Raw genomic sequence first — 15090 nt, 5'->3', positions numbered from 1 at the left:
CTAAGCAAAACTATCTATTATTGCTTAAAGGAAAAAACAAATTATGATATGTTTATATTAGATTGTGCACATGTTTTTATAATGATCTACTAATAGAAATATATTAGATCGTTTTATTGCGATTTTGCCTCATTATTAATCTTTAAACATACATTCATTTCTATTGACAATCTATAAATAAAAAAAGCTGTCTAAAAATCACTTTTCAGACAGCTTACTTTTAATATTTTGATGATCGGTTATTCTTACTCTGGTAATATCCGGATCCAAATCTGGCATAGGGGGTGTTACCTCTATTTAGTATTTCCTCTCATCATCAGCATTTTTAGTTATCCAGTATAAGAACTGGCACATTTGTTTTATTTATGGTTTGTTGAATTTTAGTATCAAAACCAATTGATTTACTTAGTGTTTGTTTGGCTTCTCTTTTTACACAAAGCAATCCTAATTTATTTTTTTCAATATATTTTGAGAGACCACTACTGGTATCCATTCCTTCTTCAAACTCAAAGATTACTGTATTTTCTACAATAGATTGCTCTTCAGGTTGTGAAAATGCCGTTGGTGTTTTAATTTGAGATCCTGTTTTCTTAATTTTAAACAATTTAAAAGGTATATCAGTACACTTTTTTAAATCCTGCACAATCCCGACTTCATTATGGATAGAGGTATCATCAAGAAAACCAAGAGATACATTATGGCCAGAAATAAGATGCTTATCATTTCCAGAAATAAGAATTCCTCCTTTATAATTCTTCAATAAATAAGAAGTTAATCCACCTCTCAAAAAGTTCACTCGTTTAGGTTTTCGTTTACCAATAACAACGATATCCGGATTTGTTTTAGCAATATGACTTTGTACTTCGGCAATAACATTCCCGAAAGCAAAACTGTAAATAATAGGAATATTTTCGTTGTCTGATACAGTATCGACCAATTTTTGCATTGCCTTTTTTGAAGCAATTCTTTCTTCGTCTAATGTTCGCAATGCTGCTATTTGATTATCATACTGAACAACCTGCATAGGTGATTTTACATAAAAAACCTCTATTCCTGCATCTATAACCTTTGCCAAATTCACGGCATTTCGTAAAGCCGTGTATGAAGATTTGGTTTGATCAATTAATACTAATAATCTGTATTTTGTTTTTAATATACGTTTTTTCATAAGTTCTTATTTTAAGCGCTTTTAGGGCGTAATCTGAAAAATTTAATAAAACTGTCTGGATTTTCTATAGTACCTCTTTCTGAAATAAGTTGAATGTCGATATTCCTATTTCTTGCTTTTTCAGAAAAGTCTTCTAGAATTTCGATAATATCATTGTCTAAATATCTTGTTTTTCGAACGTCAAGTTCTAGATAGGTATCTCTGGGAAGACTGTCTAATTCTTTAAGAATAGCACCTTTATTAAAAAATGTTACTTCTTCTGCTAATGTCATCTTTATTTTATGTTTTCCGTTACTCTTATCTTCGATATGCAAGAAATGTGAATTTTGAAAACTCTTTATCAAAATAACTACAACACCTACTAATAAGCCTAGTCCTATCCCTACCAAAAGATCTGTAAATACAATACCTGTAACTGTAACTATAAACGGAACAAATTGTTTCCAACCTAATCGATACATGGTTTTAAATAATCCTGGCTTTGCAAGCTTATACCCAACAATAAAAAGAATTGCAGCTAATACCGATAATGGAATCTTATTTAAAAGTTTTGGTATTAAAATTATAGAAATTAACAACAAAAACCCATGTAAGATTGCTGCCATTTTGGACTTACCTCCTGATTGGATATTTGCCGAACTACGAACAATTACCTGGGTAACAGGTAATCCTCCGATGAGTCCAGAAATAATATTTCCTGTTCCCTGAGCTAGTAGTTCTCGATTGGTTGGTGTTACCCGTTTGCGAGGATCCAGCTTATCGGTAGCCTCTACACACAATAAAGTTTCTAGACTAGCTACCAAAGCAATAGTAAATGCAGTTACCCATATTTGTGGGTTGGTAATGGCGCCAAAATTCGGAAAACTAAATTGCGCTAAGAACGAAGATGCATCCTCTGGTACAGGTACACTTACCAGATGTTCTGAAGATATCCCCCAGGTACTATTTCCTGCTGTAACTATAAAGTATATAATACCGGCAGCAACTGCCACCAAAGGCCCTTGAATAAGTTGAAATATTCTTCCTTTTTTAGAGAGTACTTTACTCCATAAAACAAGAACTCCAAGACCGATAACGGCTATTAAAGTAGCTCCAGGACTAATAGCATTAATTGCATTTAAAATTTCTGAAAACGTATTTTCTCCATCTACCTGAAAGAATGCAAAATCACCTTCTGGATCTGCATCATATCCAAAGAAATGTGGTATTTGTTTAAGTATAATAATAATACCTATTCCTGTAAGCATTCCTTTAATTACTGATGATGGAAAATAATATCCAATAATTCCTGCTTTCAAAAAACCAAATGCCAATTGTATCACACCACCCAAAACGACAGCCAAAAGGAAGTTTTGATACCCTCCCAATGCGCCAATAGCGGTTAATACAATTGCAGCAAGCCCAGCCGCTGGGCCACTAACACCAATTTGGGATCCACTCATGGCTCCCACTACGATACCTCCTACGATACCTGCAATTAAACCAGAAAACAGAGGAGCTCCACTTGCCAAAGCGATACCTAAACATAAAGGTAGCGCCACAAAAAACACGACAATACTGGCCGGAATATCGGCCTTTAAATTTTTAAATAAATTTGAATTATTCATAGCTATTTAGATTTGAAAATGCCATACCCATTAGGTACAAAAACATTGAGCAATTAATAAGTTATTATGTAAATGATAAGTCCCATAATAATGGAACCAAATTGAAATATGATAAGGATTCGGATTAAGAAGTAGAATCCTAATTTAATAATTACACCTGTTCGGGAGGTGGGATGGGAATTTCGAGATCAAAATCATAATGAGGTTGTAGTACCTGATAACAAGAATGTTCTGAAGCATAGATAAAATGACGATCGTAAGAATTTAAAATTTTTAATTCATTTTTTTCATACTTACAATCATCTTCTTGTTTTTCTTCTTCATCAGAATCCTCTTCCCAACCTACTTCAACTAATTCGATATCATCGTTAGCCAAAAGTGTAATAGTCTGTACTATTGACTGTAATAACATACTTACAAGCACAATGATAAATGAACCATACTTTATAAAACTAAATATGTTATGACAAAATAACTTCATTACGCAATAGTTTTTTGTACTAAATCAGTATAAAATCTCACTACATTGTTTTTTCCCTCTTCAACATCGGTTAAAGAAGGAAGATGTTGAGAAAAATAACGTTGATGGTGTGCTCCCTCAATTACTGTTGAAATAAGCATATGCGGAAACTCAAATTTTGGATTTATCTCCAAAACCATATCGCTTACTCTTTGTACGACTCTTTTATAAGTTTTATAGAATCCTTTTTTATTTTCTTCGTCTACATCCTTTGTATGATAAGCTTTAACAGATTCTGAAATGATAATTTTATTAAGTAGTACTTTATTAATAAAAGTAAAAGAGTTGTCTTCTTTTACTTCTTGAGTAAATAGTGTGATAGCGATGTTCAATTTATCTTTTGCAGAGGTAATATTTGTCGTTGCAAAAACCAGTTTATACTCAATCCAACTCCAATACCAATTGATCAAGTATACCAATAACGCATGCTTACTTTCAAAATAACGATAAATCGAACTTTCATTAGATCCTATAACGACTCCTAGCTTTCTAAATGTGAAAGATTCAAAGCCTAAATCATTTATCATCTCGATACTAGTCTGTACTATTTTCTTTCCCAAATCAGAGGATTCAGGATTTTTGGTGTATAACTCCGGATTAATTGTTATATGTATTGATAAACTTTCCATCTAGGAAAGCAAAGATATGAAAGTATTACTATTAAATCGAGGTGGTTTAACTATTTTTTATGAAAGTATTATACTTATAACCCTCTGATATATGCTAACATACCGCCTTTAGCTCATTATACATTGGATCTTTTTCGATCATGTTTAACAGTTTTTTTTTGGCTTCAAATTTCTTTTTTCTGGTATACCCTTCAGAATGTCCTATGATTTTCGAAATTTCTTTCATTGATTTTCCTTCAAAAAAAAGAGATAATAGTTTCTTATTCTCTGTACTTAGTTTTTGAAAGTATTTTCTATAAAGATGCTCGCGTTCTTGATTTTCAATATCGGTTATTAAGGGTTCACTAGTTCCTTCTTCAAAACGATACCACCCATCATCGATAACGAGTTTTTTCTTTTTCTTTAAGCGATTCCTCCACAGGTTTTTACAAATCCCATAGAAATAGGTTTTTATCGGTACTCTTAGTTCTAAAAGACCTGATCGTAGCTTCTGATATAGCACAACTAATGCATCCTGAAAGACATCTTCTACATCCTCGGGGTTTCCATTATTACGAAGAATATATCCCTGAATGTATCGTATATTTTCTTTATAAAAACAGGTTAGTATTTTCTCGTCCCCATCAATGATTCCGGCTATGATTATTTGATCGTTATTCATCATTATTGTGAGTTTGTATCTTTTAGGATTTAGGTAATACCATTTATCGTTTGAGTTTACTAGGATAAAATGTTCTTTTCAGGTAAATTCAAACAACAAATGGTATAAGCTCATTGTCATTTATCGCTCACTTGCCTTTATGACACAAACATAAATCGACTACGTCAGATGTCAATACAGATTTCTGTAATGTGATCTGTTTTTTTTGCAAAAAAATATATTATACTGCTTTTGAAGATGTACAGTACTTTTTCTTTATCAGTGAACTCATCTTGAGTAATGCTTTTATGCTACTATAAGCATGAATTCGATGTAGGAAAAAGCTATTCTCTATAGTCCTACTGAGCTTGCCGAAGTACAGTTTTCCTCCATGTCCCCTCGAACCTTTCGACTTTGCTCAATACAGGCTCCATCGAGGGGTCATTCTGAAAAACCACTCGAATTGACGCTTTTTAAATATTTTAGCTTACATCGAAACTCAGGTCATAATATTCCTAAATCCTTTACAATAGCTACCAGATGAGTGCTATTCTTAGCTTTAAAGTCATCAAAAAGTTTACTTACTCTTTTATCGATAGCACTTTCACCGTTTGGAGATATGTTTTGTTTTTTAAGCTTGATTCGGATTTCTTTTTTGGTAAATCCTTTTGATAATTCTTCTAACAGTATCATATCTAAATCATCCAGATGAATCATCGTATTTGTGGCAGAATTATTGGATAATTCTGGTGGCCATACTATATTACCTTGATAAACACCATCTACGCATGCTACTAATTCTTTTATGGCATGCTGACCTTTACAAACATATCCATCGATATTAAGTTTTTCGAACAACATTTTGATTTTGTCTGGTCTGTTTTCCTGTGAGTATACAATCACTTTAATATCTGGTTGTATACTTCTGATATCTTTTATGAGTTCGATACCCGAGGTTCTGGTTTGCACCTTATGATCTTCTCTAAACGAAAGATCTGTGATCAATAACTCAAATACTTCCTGGTCATTATGTGCTTTTCGGAATTTGAGATAGGCATCATCACAATATTTAGCTTCCTCAATATTATGGATTCCAATTTCATCATTTAATACTTTTATAATGCCTTGGTTGGCAATTTCATAGTCTTCTGCTACCAATACTTTAGAAAACATCTTGCTGACTTTTTAATTAGGGATTTGTATTTCGGCTGTAAAGCCTTTTCCTTTTTCTGAGTCAAAGATAAGTGTTCCTAGTATAGCCCGAATACGGTTTTCTGTATTCCGGAGTCCATTTTTGGATTTAACATGTTCTTTTGTTACCCCTACACCATTATCAGAGTAGTTAATTGTGAGGGTATCATTAGCATTAGAAAACCTCAATTTAACCAGGCTGGCCTGGCTATGTTTCTGCATATTGGTCATTAATTCCTGCAATACTCTGTATACCGTTATTTTTACGGTTTTATCCATCGCATCCCAATCAATTCTATCAAATCCTATAGCGATTAGCTGAATCCCGTTTTGGGTATAGTTTTGTAGCATGTTATTTAATTCTTCGGGATAGGTCTCACCAGTTTCGAACTCATTGTTTTCGCGCGAGATATCACGTGCTTTGAGGTAAGTAGTATTCAGTTTATCTTTAATATGAGGATCATGAGGATCGTTTTGATATTGCATCATCACCTGAAAAATATCATTCCCCAGTTCATCATGTAATTGTTTAGAAATACGGGTTTCGGTTTCGTAGCTGGCTTCAAACTGTATTATTTTATTTTGCTGGTTGAGATGATGCATTTGTTGTCTAAAAAAATAGACTATAAACCCAATACCGGTAATTAATAGTAACATCCCGAGAAGGTAGATTGTATTTTCGTTACGAACCTCAGATATTTTTCTGTTTTTTTCTGCGTTCTCCTTGAGTAAGTTTTCATTCTCGAATCGTGTAGGTGCATAGATTTCTCGAGTCTTTTTTCGAAGCTGCATGAGTTTAAGACTAGCGTCTTTAAAGCGTTGATGGTATTCAATGGAACCTGTATCTAAATCAGTGATTAAATCTAAAGCTTCAAAAATCGATTCTTGATTATTCTTAATTACTGCATTTCGATAAGCTTCTTTAGCATGATGAAGTGATTTTGTTAAATTCTTATTACGATAATATTTTGTAAGGTGTACATTACTAGCAACTAAACCAGATATTACACCTTTTTCTTTCCTAATTCGTAATGCTTTTAATAATAAAGATTCACTTTCTGGGTTTAAAGAGTTTTTTTGGAATTTAATATGTCCCAGATTGCTTAAGATTTGCGCATATCGCGTTCGTTTTTTTATTACATTCTCGTCTTTTAATAAGGACTGTAAAATATCAATACTTTCCTGGTATTTTTTTTGCTCTGCCAAAATATTTGCTCGAGTATTTTTAAAAATTGGTAAATTATGAATCCCTATCTTCTTTTTAGCAATTGAATCACTAAGTAATTCTAAGACTTTAGAATTCCAAAGTAAAGCTTTTTCAGGGTTTTTTAATTCAGTAAAAGATATAGATATACCGTGATACAATCCAGATATTATTTTGTATTCAGAAGAATTCTCTACATATTTTAAACCATCTGTAGCTGTCGTTTTACTGGCATTATGATCCCCTAAAGCAATTTGAATATTAGACATAGCCATCAAAGACCTTCCTGCATTGATACTATCCTTAAGATTTCTGTGAACCTTAAACGATTGGTTATAATACTCAAAAGCTTCCAGGTAGTTATTCTGTTTTTTGTTATAAAGACCTAACTTATATAATGCTTTTCCTATATAAATACTATCCTTATTTTGTTGAGCAAGTTGTAATAACAAATAGGATTGCTCAATCGCTTTTTCAGGGCCTTGATACTTATTAAGCAACTTTGCATATAAGGAGAGCCCTTTATGGTGTAACGAATCTATTTCCAACTTCCTGGCTCCATGTAAAAAATGGTCCATAGCTTCTAACCTCTTTTCTTCAGTATTCGAATTACTCGAGGCTATATCGTAATAGCTATGTAAAGAATCGACCTGTTTGATTACCTGTGAGGAAATCGGATCATTGGTAACCTCATGAATACAGGAATTAAAAAAAACACCTATCAATATATACAAAAAAAAGAAGGATAAAACTGTATATCGTTTCATCCCTCAAAAGTACTAAATTATAATGATTAAGATTAAATATCATCTTCTTCAATTACTTCATTTTCTCCATCAGTACTTAACACTTCAGTTTTTAGGATTTCGTTTTCTTTAACGCTATCATCTGGCGTACAAGAAGCAAAGTTGACTCCTAAAAGTATGGCTATTAGTATGTATTTTAAAGTTCTCATTGTTGCTAAATTTTTTGTTTTCCAAAGTTTAGGGTACGCCCATAGGTGTCAACCCCAGATCGGTATGTTGTTACATACCCATTACCTATGGGAATCATCAATTGGTTTTTGGGAAAGTGTGATCCAATACAGTTGCGATACCCTACTTTCCCCTTTTGGGTAGCAGCAAACTGTAATTTGGATGTTTTTGATGGGTTAGTTTTCTGTATTTTCTATACAATCCGGTTGTAGCCCTAACAATTTGTTAAGTATACACGCTGTGGATATTGTTTTTTTAGATATACTTGGTTTTCAGGCTTTTTGCACCAAAAACTATATATAGTTCTAAAAACCCTATAGTGTTATAGAAAATACTGGTTGGTAGTGTCGGTAACAGCTAGCGTATGTAATTAATGTATTAGCGATCTTACATGGTTAGATACTTGATCGATTATCCTACTCGGTTTTTCATATTAGCACTTGCTAATACGGTGTGTTTATTGCTCGAATGGAAATCGATGTTTTTCTTACTATTGTTTAGTTTGCCTCGAGAGACAAACTCAATCACTAATACGAATTATAATTACTCTTATAAAGTTTACGAAACGAATACTTTACAAGAAACATAACTGCCTTTGATTACTACTTCATGGAAGTTTTTACTTATAAATTGAAGTGTTTCTTCCTGTCTTTCGCCATCTAATGATTCGGATATCACTTTTGGAAGAGGATTAACAACCGAAGTATATAAACCCATCCCAAGGACACTTCCGAATGCATCGGCTAACAGATGGTTTCTGTCCTCCTGTCCTTTTTTAGAATTTTGATTATACTTCATTGTTTTATTTTTTAGTTAATTAATTAGCATATAAATGTTCAGTATGAATACGTATTCTTTTTACGTAGTCAATTCGTATTATTTTTTCTAAAACTGAACGAATAATATAATGCTTGTATTGAGATACAAAGATACGGATATTTTTAAGATCCTGCAACTATTTTTTAATATTAATTTATTGATTATCAAGTATTTACAATTAAAATTAAGCAAAGAAATCCCTGTCCGTTTTATAACAGATTTTGGATATTTTGGCAATCACCTAATTACCTGATACTTGCTTTCCAATCACTTACTCTTTATGTACTAATTAGCTTTTACGCATTCCTTTATAATTTTACTTCTTTTCTTTTAAATTGTTTTATAACATATTACTATTTAAGTGTGTGTTTTACTATTTCCCTTTATCGGTTTTATGCTTTTGAATTTGGTTTATACCAAAAAAACCTGAATAAAAAAAAGCGTCCAATTTCTTGGACGCTTGCTATATTATATCGTTTTCTAATTTATATCACTTCAAAAAACAATTACAATAGTCACATAGCGTCCTTTCTTGTAGAAAGACTTCATTAATCCATCGATAATCACACTGATTAAGCCGCAATATTAATGCCATATGTATACTATTCTGTTTCATTTTGTTATACAAAAAATAACGATTTTAGTCTTATTTTCCAAATTAATGCGCAAATATATGTATTTGAATATGAATTCGATCCAGGTGATCATTAAAATTTAATAAAGTATCTTATTCTATTCTAATGAAGACCGGTAAATGATCTGAAAGCAATAAGTTATTCTTTCTTCTATCATCAACATTGGTATAGCTATTCACTATTATATTTCTGGTCAGGATGTAATCTATCCTTGAAGTTATCTTTTTTTCTGAATTGAAACCATTAAAAGTTCCTATTGGACCGTACGGAGGAGTTTTACTAATCTCAAATGAATCTTCTAACCTGGTTTTTAATATTTGAATAGGTTTTGCTTTTGGCAAACAGTTTAAATCACCAATTACTGCAATGCGTTCGTCTTCTATTTTCATTTTTTTAATTAGACTGAGTACTAATGTAGAAGAATTTTCCCTTGCTACTTCTCCAAGGTGATCATAATGACAATTAAAAACATGAATAGTATCATTAGTAGATTTATCTCTAAATTTACCGTAGGTCACAATTCGCTCCATTGCGGCATCCCAACCAATAGATACTGTATCTATTTTTTCTGAAAGCCAAAATGTTTTAGTTGCTATCAACTCAATAGTATTAGTATTAAAAAATAAAGCAGCATATTCTCCTTTTTGGTTACCATCTTCTCTACCAACACCAACAAAACTGTAATTTGTTAACAGGCTATCTACATATGTTACCTGGTCGTTTAACCCTTCCTGAATTCCTAAAATATCGGGAGCGTAATAGTTTATCATATCCACTACGTCTAGCTTTCTATTCTCCCACCAATTTTCGCTATCATTAGGATTGTTATACCTTATGTTGTAAGACATTATAGATTTTTGAGCACTAAGGTTCAAAGTAATGAATACGAATAGAGCGATCAGCTTTATATTTTTCGACATTTTTTGGTTTTATTATCATTAATGAAAAATCTATATATTTTGTTTTATTACTTAAAAATAATACCTTTTAAAAGCTTCGATCCCGGCATAGTCTGTCAATCCCAATTCATGATATTTCTTTGCGGTATCTTTATTACGTTCTTCTGCTCTTACCCAAAATTCTCTGGTATCATCTCCTTGAAACATTACATTATCTTTTTGAGATTGATGAAAAAATATTGCTTTTCGTTTTTTAAGTACCTCATCGGGACTTAGAGGAACAGCCATTTCGATATCATGGATATCCCATTCCTGCCATGCACCACGATATAACCATACCCAACAATCTTTCATAAACTCCTCTTCCTTACTATTTTCTATTACTTCAAACAATATATCCAAACAGACTTTATGGGTGCCATGAGGGTCTGCCAAATCTCCTGCGGCATATATTTGATGTGGTTTTATATCCCGTATTAACTTGGTAAGAATGGTTATATCTTTCTTATCATAAGGCTTCTTTTTTACCGTTCCGGTTTCATAGAATGGTAAATCCAAAAAACTCACATGAGTATCAGGTAACCCAAAAAAACGAGTCGCTCCTAATGATTCTACTCTTCTTATAAGCCCTTTAAGGGTTCTAATCGCTATAACATCAATAGCATTCTCCTTTTTCTTTTTAAGTTCGGCAATGATAGCATCAATATTTACACTTCCTACATTTTCTAATGACATACTTTTAGCAACCTCTGCATATTTAATGGCTTCTTCGTCAGATACAGCTATGTTTCCCGAAGTTTGATACGCTACATGTACTTCATGTTTTTGTTCGATCAAGCGAAGAAAAGTACCTCCCATCGATATTACATCATCATCTGGGTGAGGACTAAGAATCAAAACTCTTTTTTTATGGGGTGTATTACGTTCTGGCCGGTTAGTGTCATCTGCATTTGGCTTACCACCCGGCCATCCGGTAATGGTAGATTGTAGTTTATTAAACATATCGATATTAAGATCATAAGCTGACCCTTTTTCTGCCAATAATCCAGACATTCCGTTGTCATTATAATCTTTATCGGTAAGTTTCAGTATTGGTTTTTGTACTTTCTGACTTAACCAGGCGATTGACTTATTTTTGATTTTTTCATTCCAAATACAAGATTCTACTAACCAGGGAGTTTTAATTCTTGTTAATTCTCCGACTGCTTCCTGATCCAGTACAAAGGTGGTGTTTTTATGTTCTTGTAGGTACGATGCAGGAATATCAGATTTTATAGCTCCTTCTATTGCTTCTCTTACGACAGGTGCTTTTTTATGCCCAAAAGCCATGATTACTATTCGCTTGGCTTTCTTTATGGTTCCTATTCCCATAGTGATGGCTCTTTTGGGGACATTTTCTATACCAAAAAAAGCTTCAGCAGCGTCAGATCGGGTGATGTGATTTAATGTGATAATTCGTGTTCCTGAATTTGGATGTGAACCAGGTTCATTAAATCCAATATGCCCCGTTCTTCCGATTCCTAATAACTGAAAATCTAAACCTCCTACTGCATTTATTTTTAGCTCATAATCTATACAATATTGATGAAGATCTTTTTGTGACACCGTGCCATCTGGTATATGAATATTCTCTGGTAAGATATCTATATGATTAAATAAGTGTTCATGCATAAAGTAATGATAGCTTTGCACACTTGTTCTTTCCATAGGGTAGTATTCATCCAGATTGAATACGATAACATTAGCAAAACTTAGATTGTCTTCTTTATGAAGTCGAACTAATTCTTCGTAAACCTTAATAGGAGATGAACCTGTAGCTAGTCCTAAAACACAATAGTTCTGTTTTGCTTGCTTTTCTTTTATTAATGCAGCTATTTCCTGAGCAATTACTATAGATGCATAATCTGAATTTTTGAATATAACATTGTGAATTTTTTCAAACTTGGTGTTTTCATAAATTCCGGCTTCCTTATAACTAATATCTTTAACCCCCTTTAATTCAACTTTAGTAATCATAATCCTTTTAAATTGTTATTAGATTTCATGATAAAAATAACGTATTTACTCTTCTTCAAATTTATTATCACTAATAGTTTGTGTAATGAAATCTATTTGTATTAATTTTTAAATTGCTTAATATTTCTAAAATGTACTGTTACCCTTATACATCGGTACTTTACTACCCTTATAACTCATTAAAAAAATCATTATCTATTAATCTGGCTGCACCTATTAGAGCTGCACTCTCTCTAAGTGTACTTTTATAAATCGGTATGGTAATATTTAGTTTGTTAAGTGTTTGGATTAAGCTTTCTATAAAAAATGTCCAGGCGTTACTAATATTACCACCAATTACTATAGCTTCTGCCTCAAAATCTCTTAGCCAGGGAGCTAGAAAAATTGCTAAATTCTCTGAGAATTCTTTAAAAATTTGTACGGTTACCGTATTATCTTTTTCAAATCTAATGAGTTCTTTTACTCCACTTATTTCTTTATTAGTAATTTCTTTATAACGCTTTTGAAACCACACGGTAGAAAAATTAGTATCTGCTATATCATTTCCGAATGGTAAATGATACAACTCTCCGTATAACGGAACTCCTTTTCCTTCTAATATAGGAATCCCTTTTTCTAAAAAAGTAGCTCCCAGACCTGTTCCTAAAGTAATTGCAATAGTTTTATTAAAAGAAATCAACTCTCCTACCCAAGCCTCTCCTATTCCGAAACAGGCTGCATCATTATAAAACCGAACAGAAACAGCGGGTTTTAGATTTAATTTTTTGATAATATGATCTTTAAGATTAAGATTACTTAGCTTCTGAAACTTATTTTCTCCTTCGCCAGGAAAAATTCCTTTCTCATAATCAAAAGGGCCTGGCATAGCTATGCCTATTCCTTTTAATTTTTGATTTCCTAAATTATCTATTGCCATTTCTATAACACCAATCCAACTATCTAATATCAGATCTGAATCAGATGTATTACTAATTTTCATTGTATAGATGTTCTGTACTTGATTTGGTACATTTTCATCTATAATAGCTACAGAAATATGACTACCTCCGATATCTACTCCTAGAACCATTTTTATATTTTTAAAGTGTATGTTTTATCTTGTATCCAACCAGACCATAGAAAATTAAATACCCATAGCATACGAGAGGTATAAAAAAGGATAGTTTAATACCTATATAATCTGCTACTACTCCTTGTAATAGAGGTATTAGTGCTCCTCCGACTATCATCATTACTAATAATGAAGATGCTTGACTTGTATATTTTCCTAAATCTTTTATCGCTAGTGTAAATATATTTGACCACAAGATTGAGTTAAATGCTCCAATCGCTATAGCGCTCCAAAAGGCTAGTTCTCCATTATATAAGATCATGATCAATAATAATACTATAATTATTCCTGCAAATAAGGTTAATACCTTTGAAGGTTTAGTACCCCCTATGAGAAAAAACAAATAGTTACTAATTAAGAAAACTACAAATAACCAAATTTTAGAAAATGATAAAAATTGTAGTGAAAATATACCATCCTCAATCTTTATCGCAGTAATAAAATAAAGAACAAAAAAGAACAGAATCGACAATGAAGCCATGAGGAGATATTTTTTCGTTTGGCTGGTAATTTCACTCATAGATACCGATCCCAAAAACCTTCCAATCATTGCGCCTCCCCAATAGTATGATAAAAATACTCCTGCCTCTGCTTCTTCCATTCCCATAACGGTTTCCAGGCCAAAGAAATTTATCAGAAAACTCCCAATAGATACTTCACCACCTACATAAAAGAAGATAGCAAACATACCCAAAACAACATGCCTGAATTTTAATACTCCAAACCCTTTCTCAATTTTTTCGTTATTGATAAAAGAGGGTAGCCTAACAAATTTTATGATAATAGCTAATATAAAAAACAGGCTTCCATATATTAGATATGGCATCTTTAAAGAATCTACTGTAATTTCACCATCAGAGAACACTTTATATAGCAGTATTGCACCTACAATCGGGGCCAATGTAGTACCAAAAGAATTGAATCCTTGTGCGAGATTAAGTCTACTTGATGCAGTTTCTGGTTTTCCTAATATGGCTGCATATGGATTGGCAGTAATTTGCAAAATTGTTACCCCAGAAGCAAGAACAAACAAGGCTCCTAAAAATATAGGGTATCGTTGATAACTAGCTGCAGGGTAAAAAAGGCAACAGCCAATCCCACACAATATGAGCCCTATAATAATTCCATTTTTATATCCTATCTTAGAAATGGGATCTCCTATACTTACCGAAGTAATAAAATAAATAAGAGAAATGATAAAAAAGGCTCCAAAAAAAGCAAACTGTATTAATGCCGCCTGAAAATAACTAAGTTCGAAAACAGCTTTTAAATGAGGAATTAACACATCATTCATAACCGTAATAAAACCCCATAAAAAAAACAAAAAGATAATTGCAAAAAAGGGTTTATTATAATTGTTTTGCTTTTCTGATTTTGTGGGTTCGTAACCTGACAATATTGACATACTATTGAAAATTGTTGTTTATAAAATGGGCCATGAAAAAACTCGATAAAATCCTATGCTGTTTTAGTTGGCAAAATCTTATGACAAATAAATATTTAGGTTTCTTAAACTCACTTATTCATTTTTCTATTTTTATAGTACCATTTATGATTTCTATATCAGATTCCTTTTAAATAGTTCATGGAGTTGTAGAACAAAAATAATTTCTTTAAAAACCCTCCCTTTATATAGGAGGGTTGATTATTACTATCAAAAAAATCACACTATGAGAA

The 15090-nt window shown here is 32.3% G+C and carries 13 protein-coding genes; all 13 read right to left on the bottom strand.

What is annotated here, in order from left to right:
• Positions 1–325: 325 nt before the first annotated feature.
• The 13 genes from DK441_RS07935 to DK441_RS07880 all read right to left on the bottom strand — a co-directional run bounded on the left by DK441_RS07935 (position 326) and on the right by DK441_RS07880 (position 14818).
• A complete protein-coding gene (locus tag DK441_RS07935) occupies positions 326–1168 on the bottom strand; it encodes a universal stress protein (RefSeq protein WP_025663082.1) in 843 nt (280 codons plus the stop codon).
• Positions 1169–1179: 11 nt separating this feature from the next.
• Positions 1180–2775, bottom strand: coding sequence for a SulP family inorganic anion transporter (locus tag DK441_RS07930; RefSeq protein ID WP_109098239.1), 1596 nt, complete (start codon positions 2773–2775; stop codon positions 1180–1182).
• Between the two features lie 151 nt (positions 2776–2926).
• On the bottom strand, positions 2927–3256 hold the full coding sequence (locus tag DK441_RS07925) for a hypothetical protein (RefSeq protein WP_109098238.1): 330 nt from the start codon (positions 3254–3256) through the stop codon (positions 2927–2929).
• On the bottom strand, positions 3256–3924 hold the full coding sequence (locus DK441_RS07920; RefSeq protein ID WP_109098237.1) for a TetR/AcrR family transcriptional regulator: 669 nt from the start codon (positions 3922–3924) through the stop codon (positions 3256–3258). The genes DK441_RS07925 and DK441_RS07920 overlap by 1 nt, the downstream gene beginning before the upstream one ends.
• A gap of 94 nt (positions 3925–4018) precedes the next feature.
• Positions 4019–4588 carry an RNA polymerase sigma factor gene (locus DK441_RS07915; RefSeq protein WP_109098236.1) on the bottom strand — a complete coding sequence of 190 codons (570 nt, stop codon included), beginning with the start codon at positions 4586–4588 and terminating at the stop codon, positions 4019–4021.
• 480 nt (positions 4589–5068) lie between these two features.
• On the bottom strand, positions 5069–5737 hold the full coding sequence (locus DK441_RS07910) for a response regulator transcription factor (protein ID WP_109098235.1): 669 nt from the start codon (positions 5735–5737) through the stop codon (positions 5069–5071).
• A 12-nt stretch (positions 5738–5749) separates the two neighbouring features.
• Entirely contained in the window at positions 5750–7726 is a 1977-nt protein-coding gene (locus DK441_RS07905) for an ATP-binding protein (RefSeq protein WP_109098234.1), read from the bottom strand.
• Between the two features lie 32 nt (positions 7727–7758).
• Positions 7759–7914: a hypothetical protein gene (locus DK441_RS26480; protein ID WP_160111996.1), complete on the bottom strand. Its 156-nt coding sequence runs from the start codon at positions 7912–7914 to the stop codon at positions 7759–7761.
• A 577-nt stretch (positions 7915–8491) separates the two neighbouring features.
• Positions 8492–8731, bottom strand: coding sequence for a hypothetical protein (locus DK441_RS07900; RefSeq protein WP_109098233.1), 240 nt, complete (start codon positions 8729–8731; stop codon positions 8492–8494).
• A gap of 748 nt (positions 8732–9479) precedes the next feature.
• Positions 9480–10235 (bottom strand): endonuclease/exonuclease/phosphatase family protein, encoded by a 756-nt coding sequence (locus DK441_RS07895; protein WP_160111995.1) that lies wholly within the window; start codon positions 10233–10235, stop codon positions 9480–9482.
• A gap of 123 nt (positions 10236–10358) precedes the next feature.
• Complete coding sequence (gene nagB, locus DK441_RS07890; RefSeq protein WP_109098231.1) at positions 10359–12302, bottom strand: glucosamine-6-phosphate deaminase; 1944 nt, start codon at positions 12300–12302, stop codon at positions 10359–10361.
• A 169-nt stretch (positions 12303–12471) separates the two neighbouring features.
• The gene (locus DK441_RS07885) at positions 12472–13371 is read right to left on the bottom strand and encodes an ROK family protein (protein WP_109098230.1); all 900 of its coding nucleotides are present in this window, start codon (positions 13369–13371) and stop codon (positions 12472–12474) included.
• A 10-nt stretch (positions 13372–13381) separates the two neighbouring features.
• Entirely contained in the window at positions 13382–14818 is a 1437-nt protein-coding gene (locus DK441_RS07880) for a sugar MFS transporter (RefSeq protein ID WP_109098229.1), read from the bottom strand.
• Between the last annotated feature and the right edge of the window lie 272 nt (positions 14819–15090).

The sequence above is a fragment of the Aquimarina sp. AU58 genome, from assembly GCF_900312745.1.
Taxonomy (GTDB): Bacteria; Bacteroidota; Bacteroidia; order Flavobacteriales; family Flavobacteriaceae; genus Aquimarina; species Aquimarina spinulae.
This window is presented reverse-complemented; position numbering and strand designations above follow the sequence as displayed.

Bases quoted from the DNA above. Each gene is read 5' to 3' on its own strand.
- DK441_RS07905 (WP_109098234.1), bottom strand. From the start codon at position 7,726: ATGAAACGATATACAGTTTTATCCTTCTTTTTTTTGTATATATTGATA.
- nagB (WP_109098231.1), bottom strand. From the start codon at position 12,302: ATGATTACTAAAGTTGAATTAAAGGGGGTTAAAGATATTAGTTATAAG.
- DK441_RS07880 (WP_109098229.1), bottom strand. From the start codon at position 14,818: ATGTCAATATTGTCAGGTTACGAACCCACAAAATCAGAAAAGCAAAAC.
- DK441_RS07915 (WP_109098236.1), bottom strand. From the start codon at position 4,588: ATGATGAATAACGATCAAATAATCATAGCCGGAATCATTGATGGGGAC.
- DK441_RS07920 (WP_109098237.1), bottom strand. From the start codon at position 3,924: ATGGAAAGTTTATCAATACATATAACAATTAATCCGGAGTTATACACC.
- DK441_RS07935 (WP_025663082.1), bottom strand. From the start codon at position 1,168: ATGAAAAAACGTATATTAAAAACAAAATACAGATTATTAGTATTAATT.
- DK441_RS07925 (WP_109098238.1), bottom strand. From the start codon at position 3,256: ATGAAGTTATTTTGTCATAACATATTTAGTTTTATAAAGTATGGTTCA.
- DK441_RS07900 (WP_109098233.1), bottom strand. From the start codon at position 8,731: ATGAAGTATAATCAAAATTCTAAAAAAGGACAGGAGGACAGAAACCAT.
- DK441_RS07910 (WP_109098235.1), bottom strand. From the start codon at position 5,737: ATGTTTTCTAAAGTATTGGTAGCAGAAGACTATGAAATTGCCAACCAA.
- DK441_RS07895 (WP_160111995.1), bottom strand. From the start codon at position 10,235: ATGTCTTACAACATAAGGTATAACAATCCTAATGATAGCGAAAATTGG.
- DK441_RS07885 (WP_109098230.1), bottom strand. From the start codon at position 13,371: ATGGTTCTAGGAGTAGATATCGGAGGTAGTCATATTTCTGTAGCTATT.
- DK441_RS26480 (WP_160111996.1), bottom strand. From the start codon at position 7,914: ATGAGAACTTTAAAATACATACTAATAGCCATACTTTTAGGAGTCAAC.
- DK441_RS07930 (WP_109098239.1), bottom strand. From the start codon at position 2,775: ATGAATAATTCAAATTTATTTAAAAATTTAAAGGCCGATATTCCGGCC.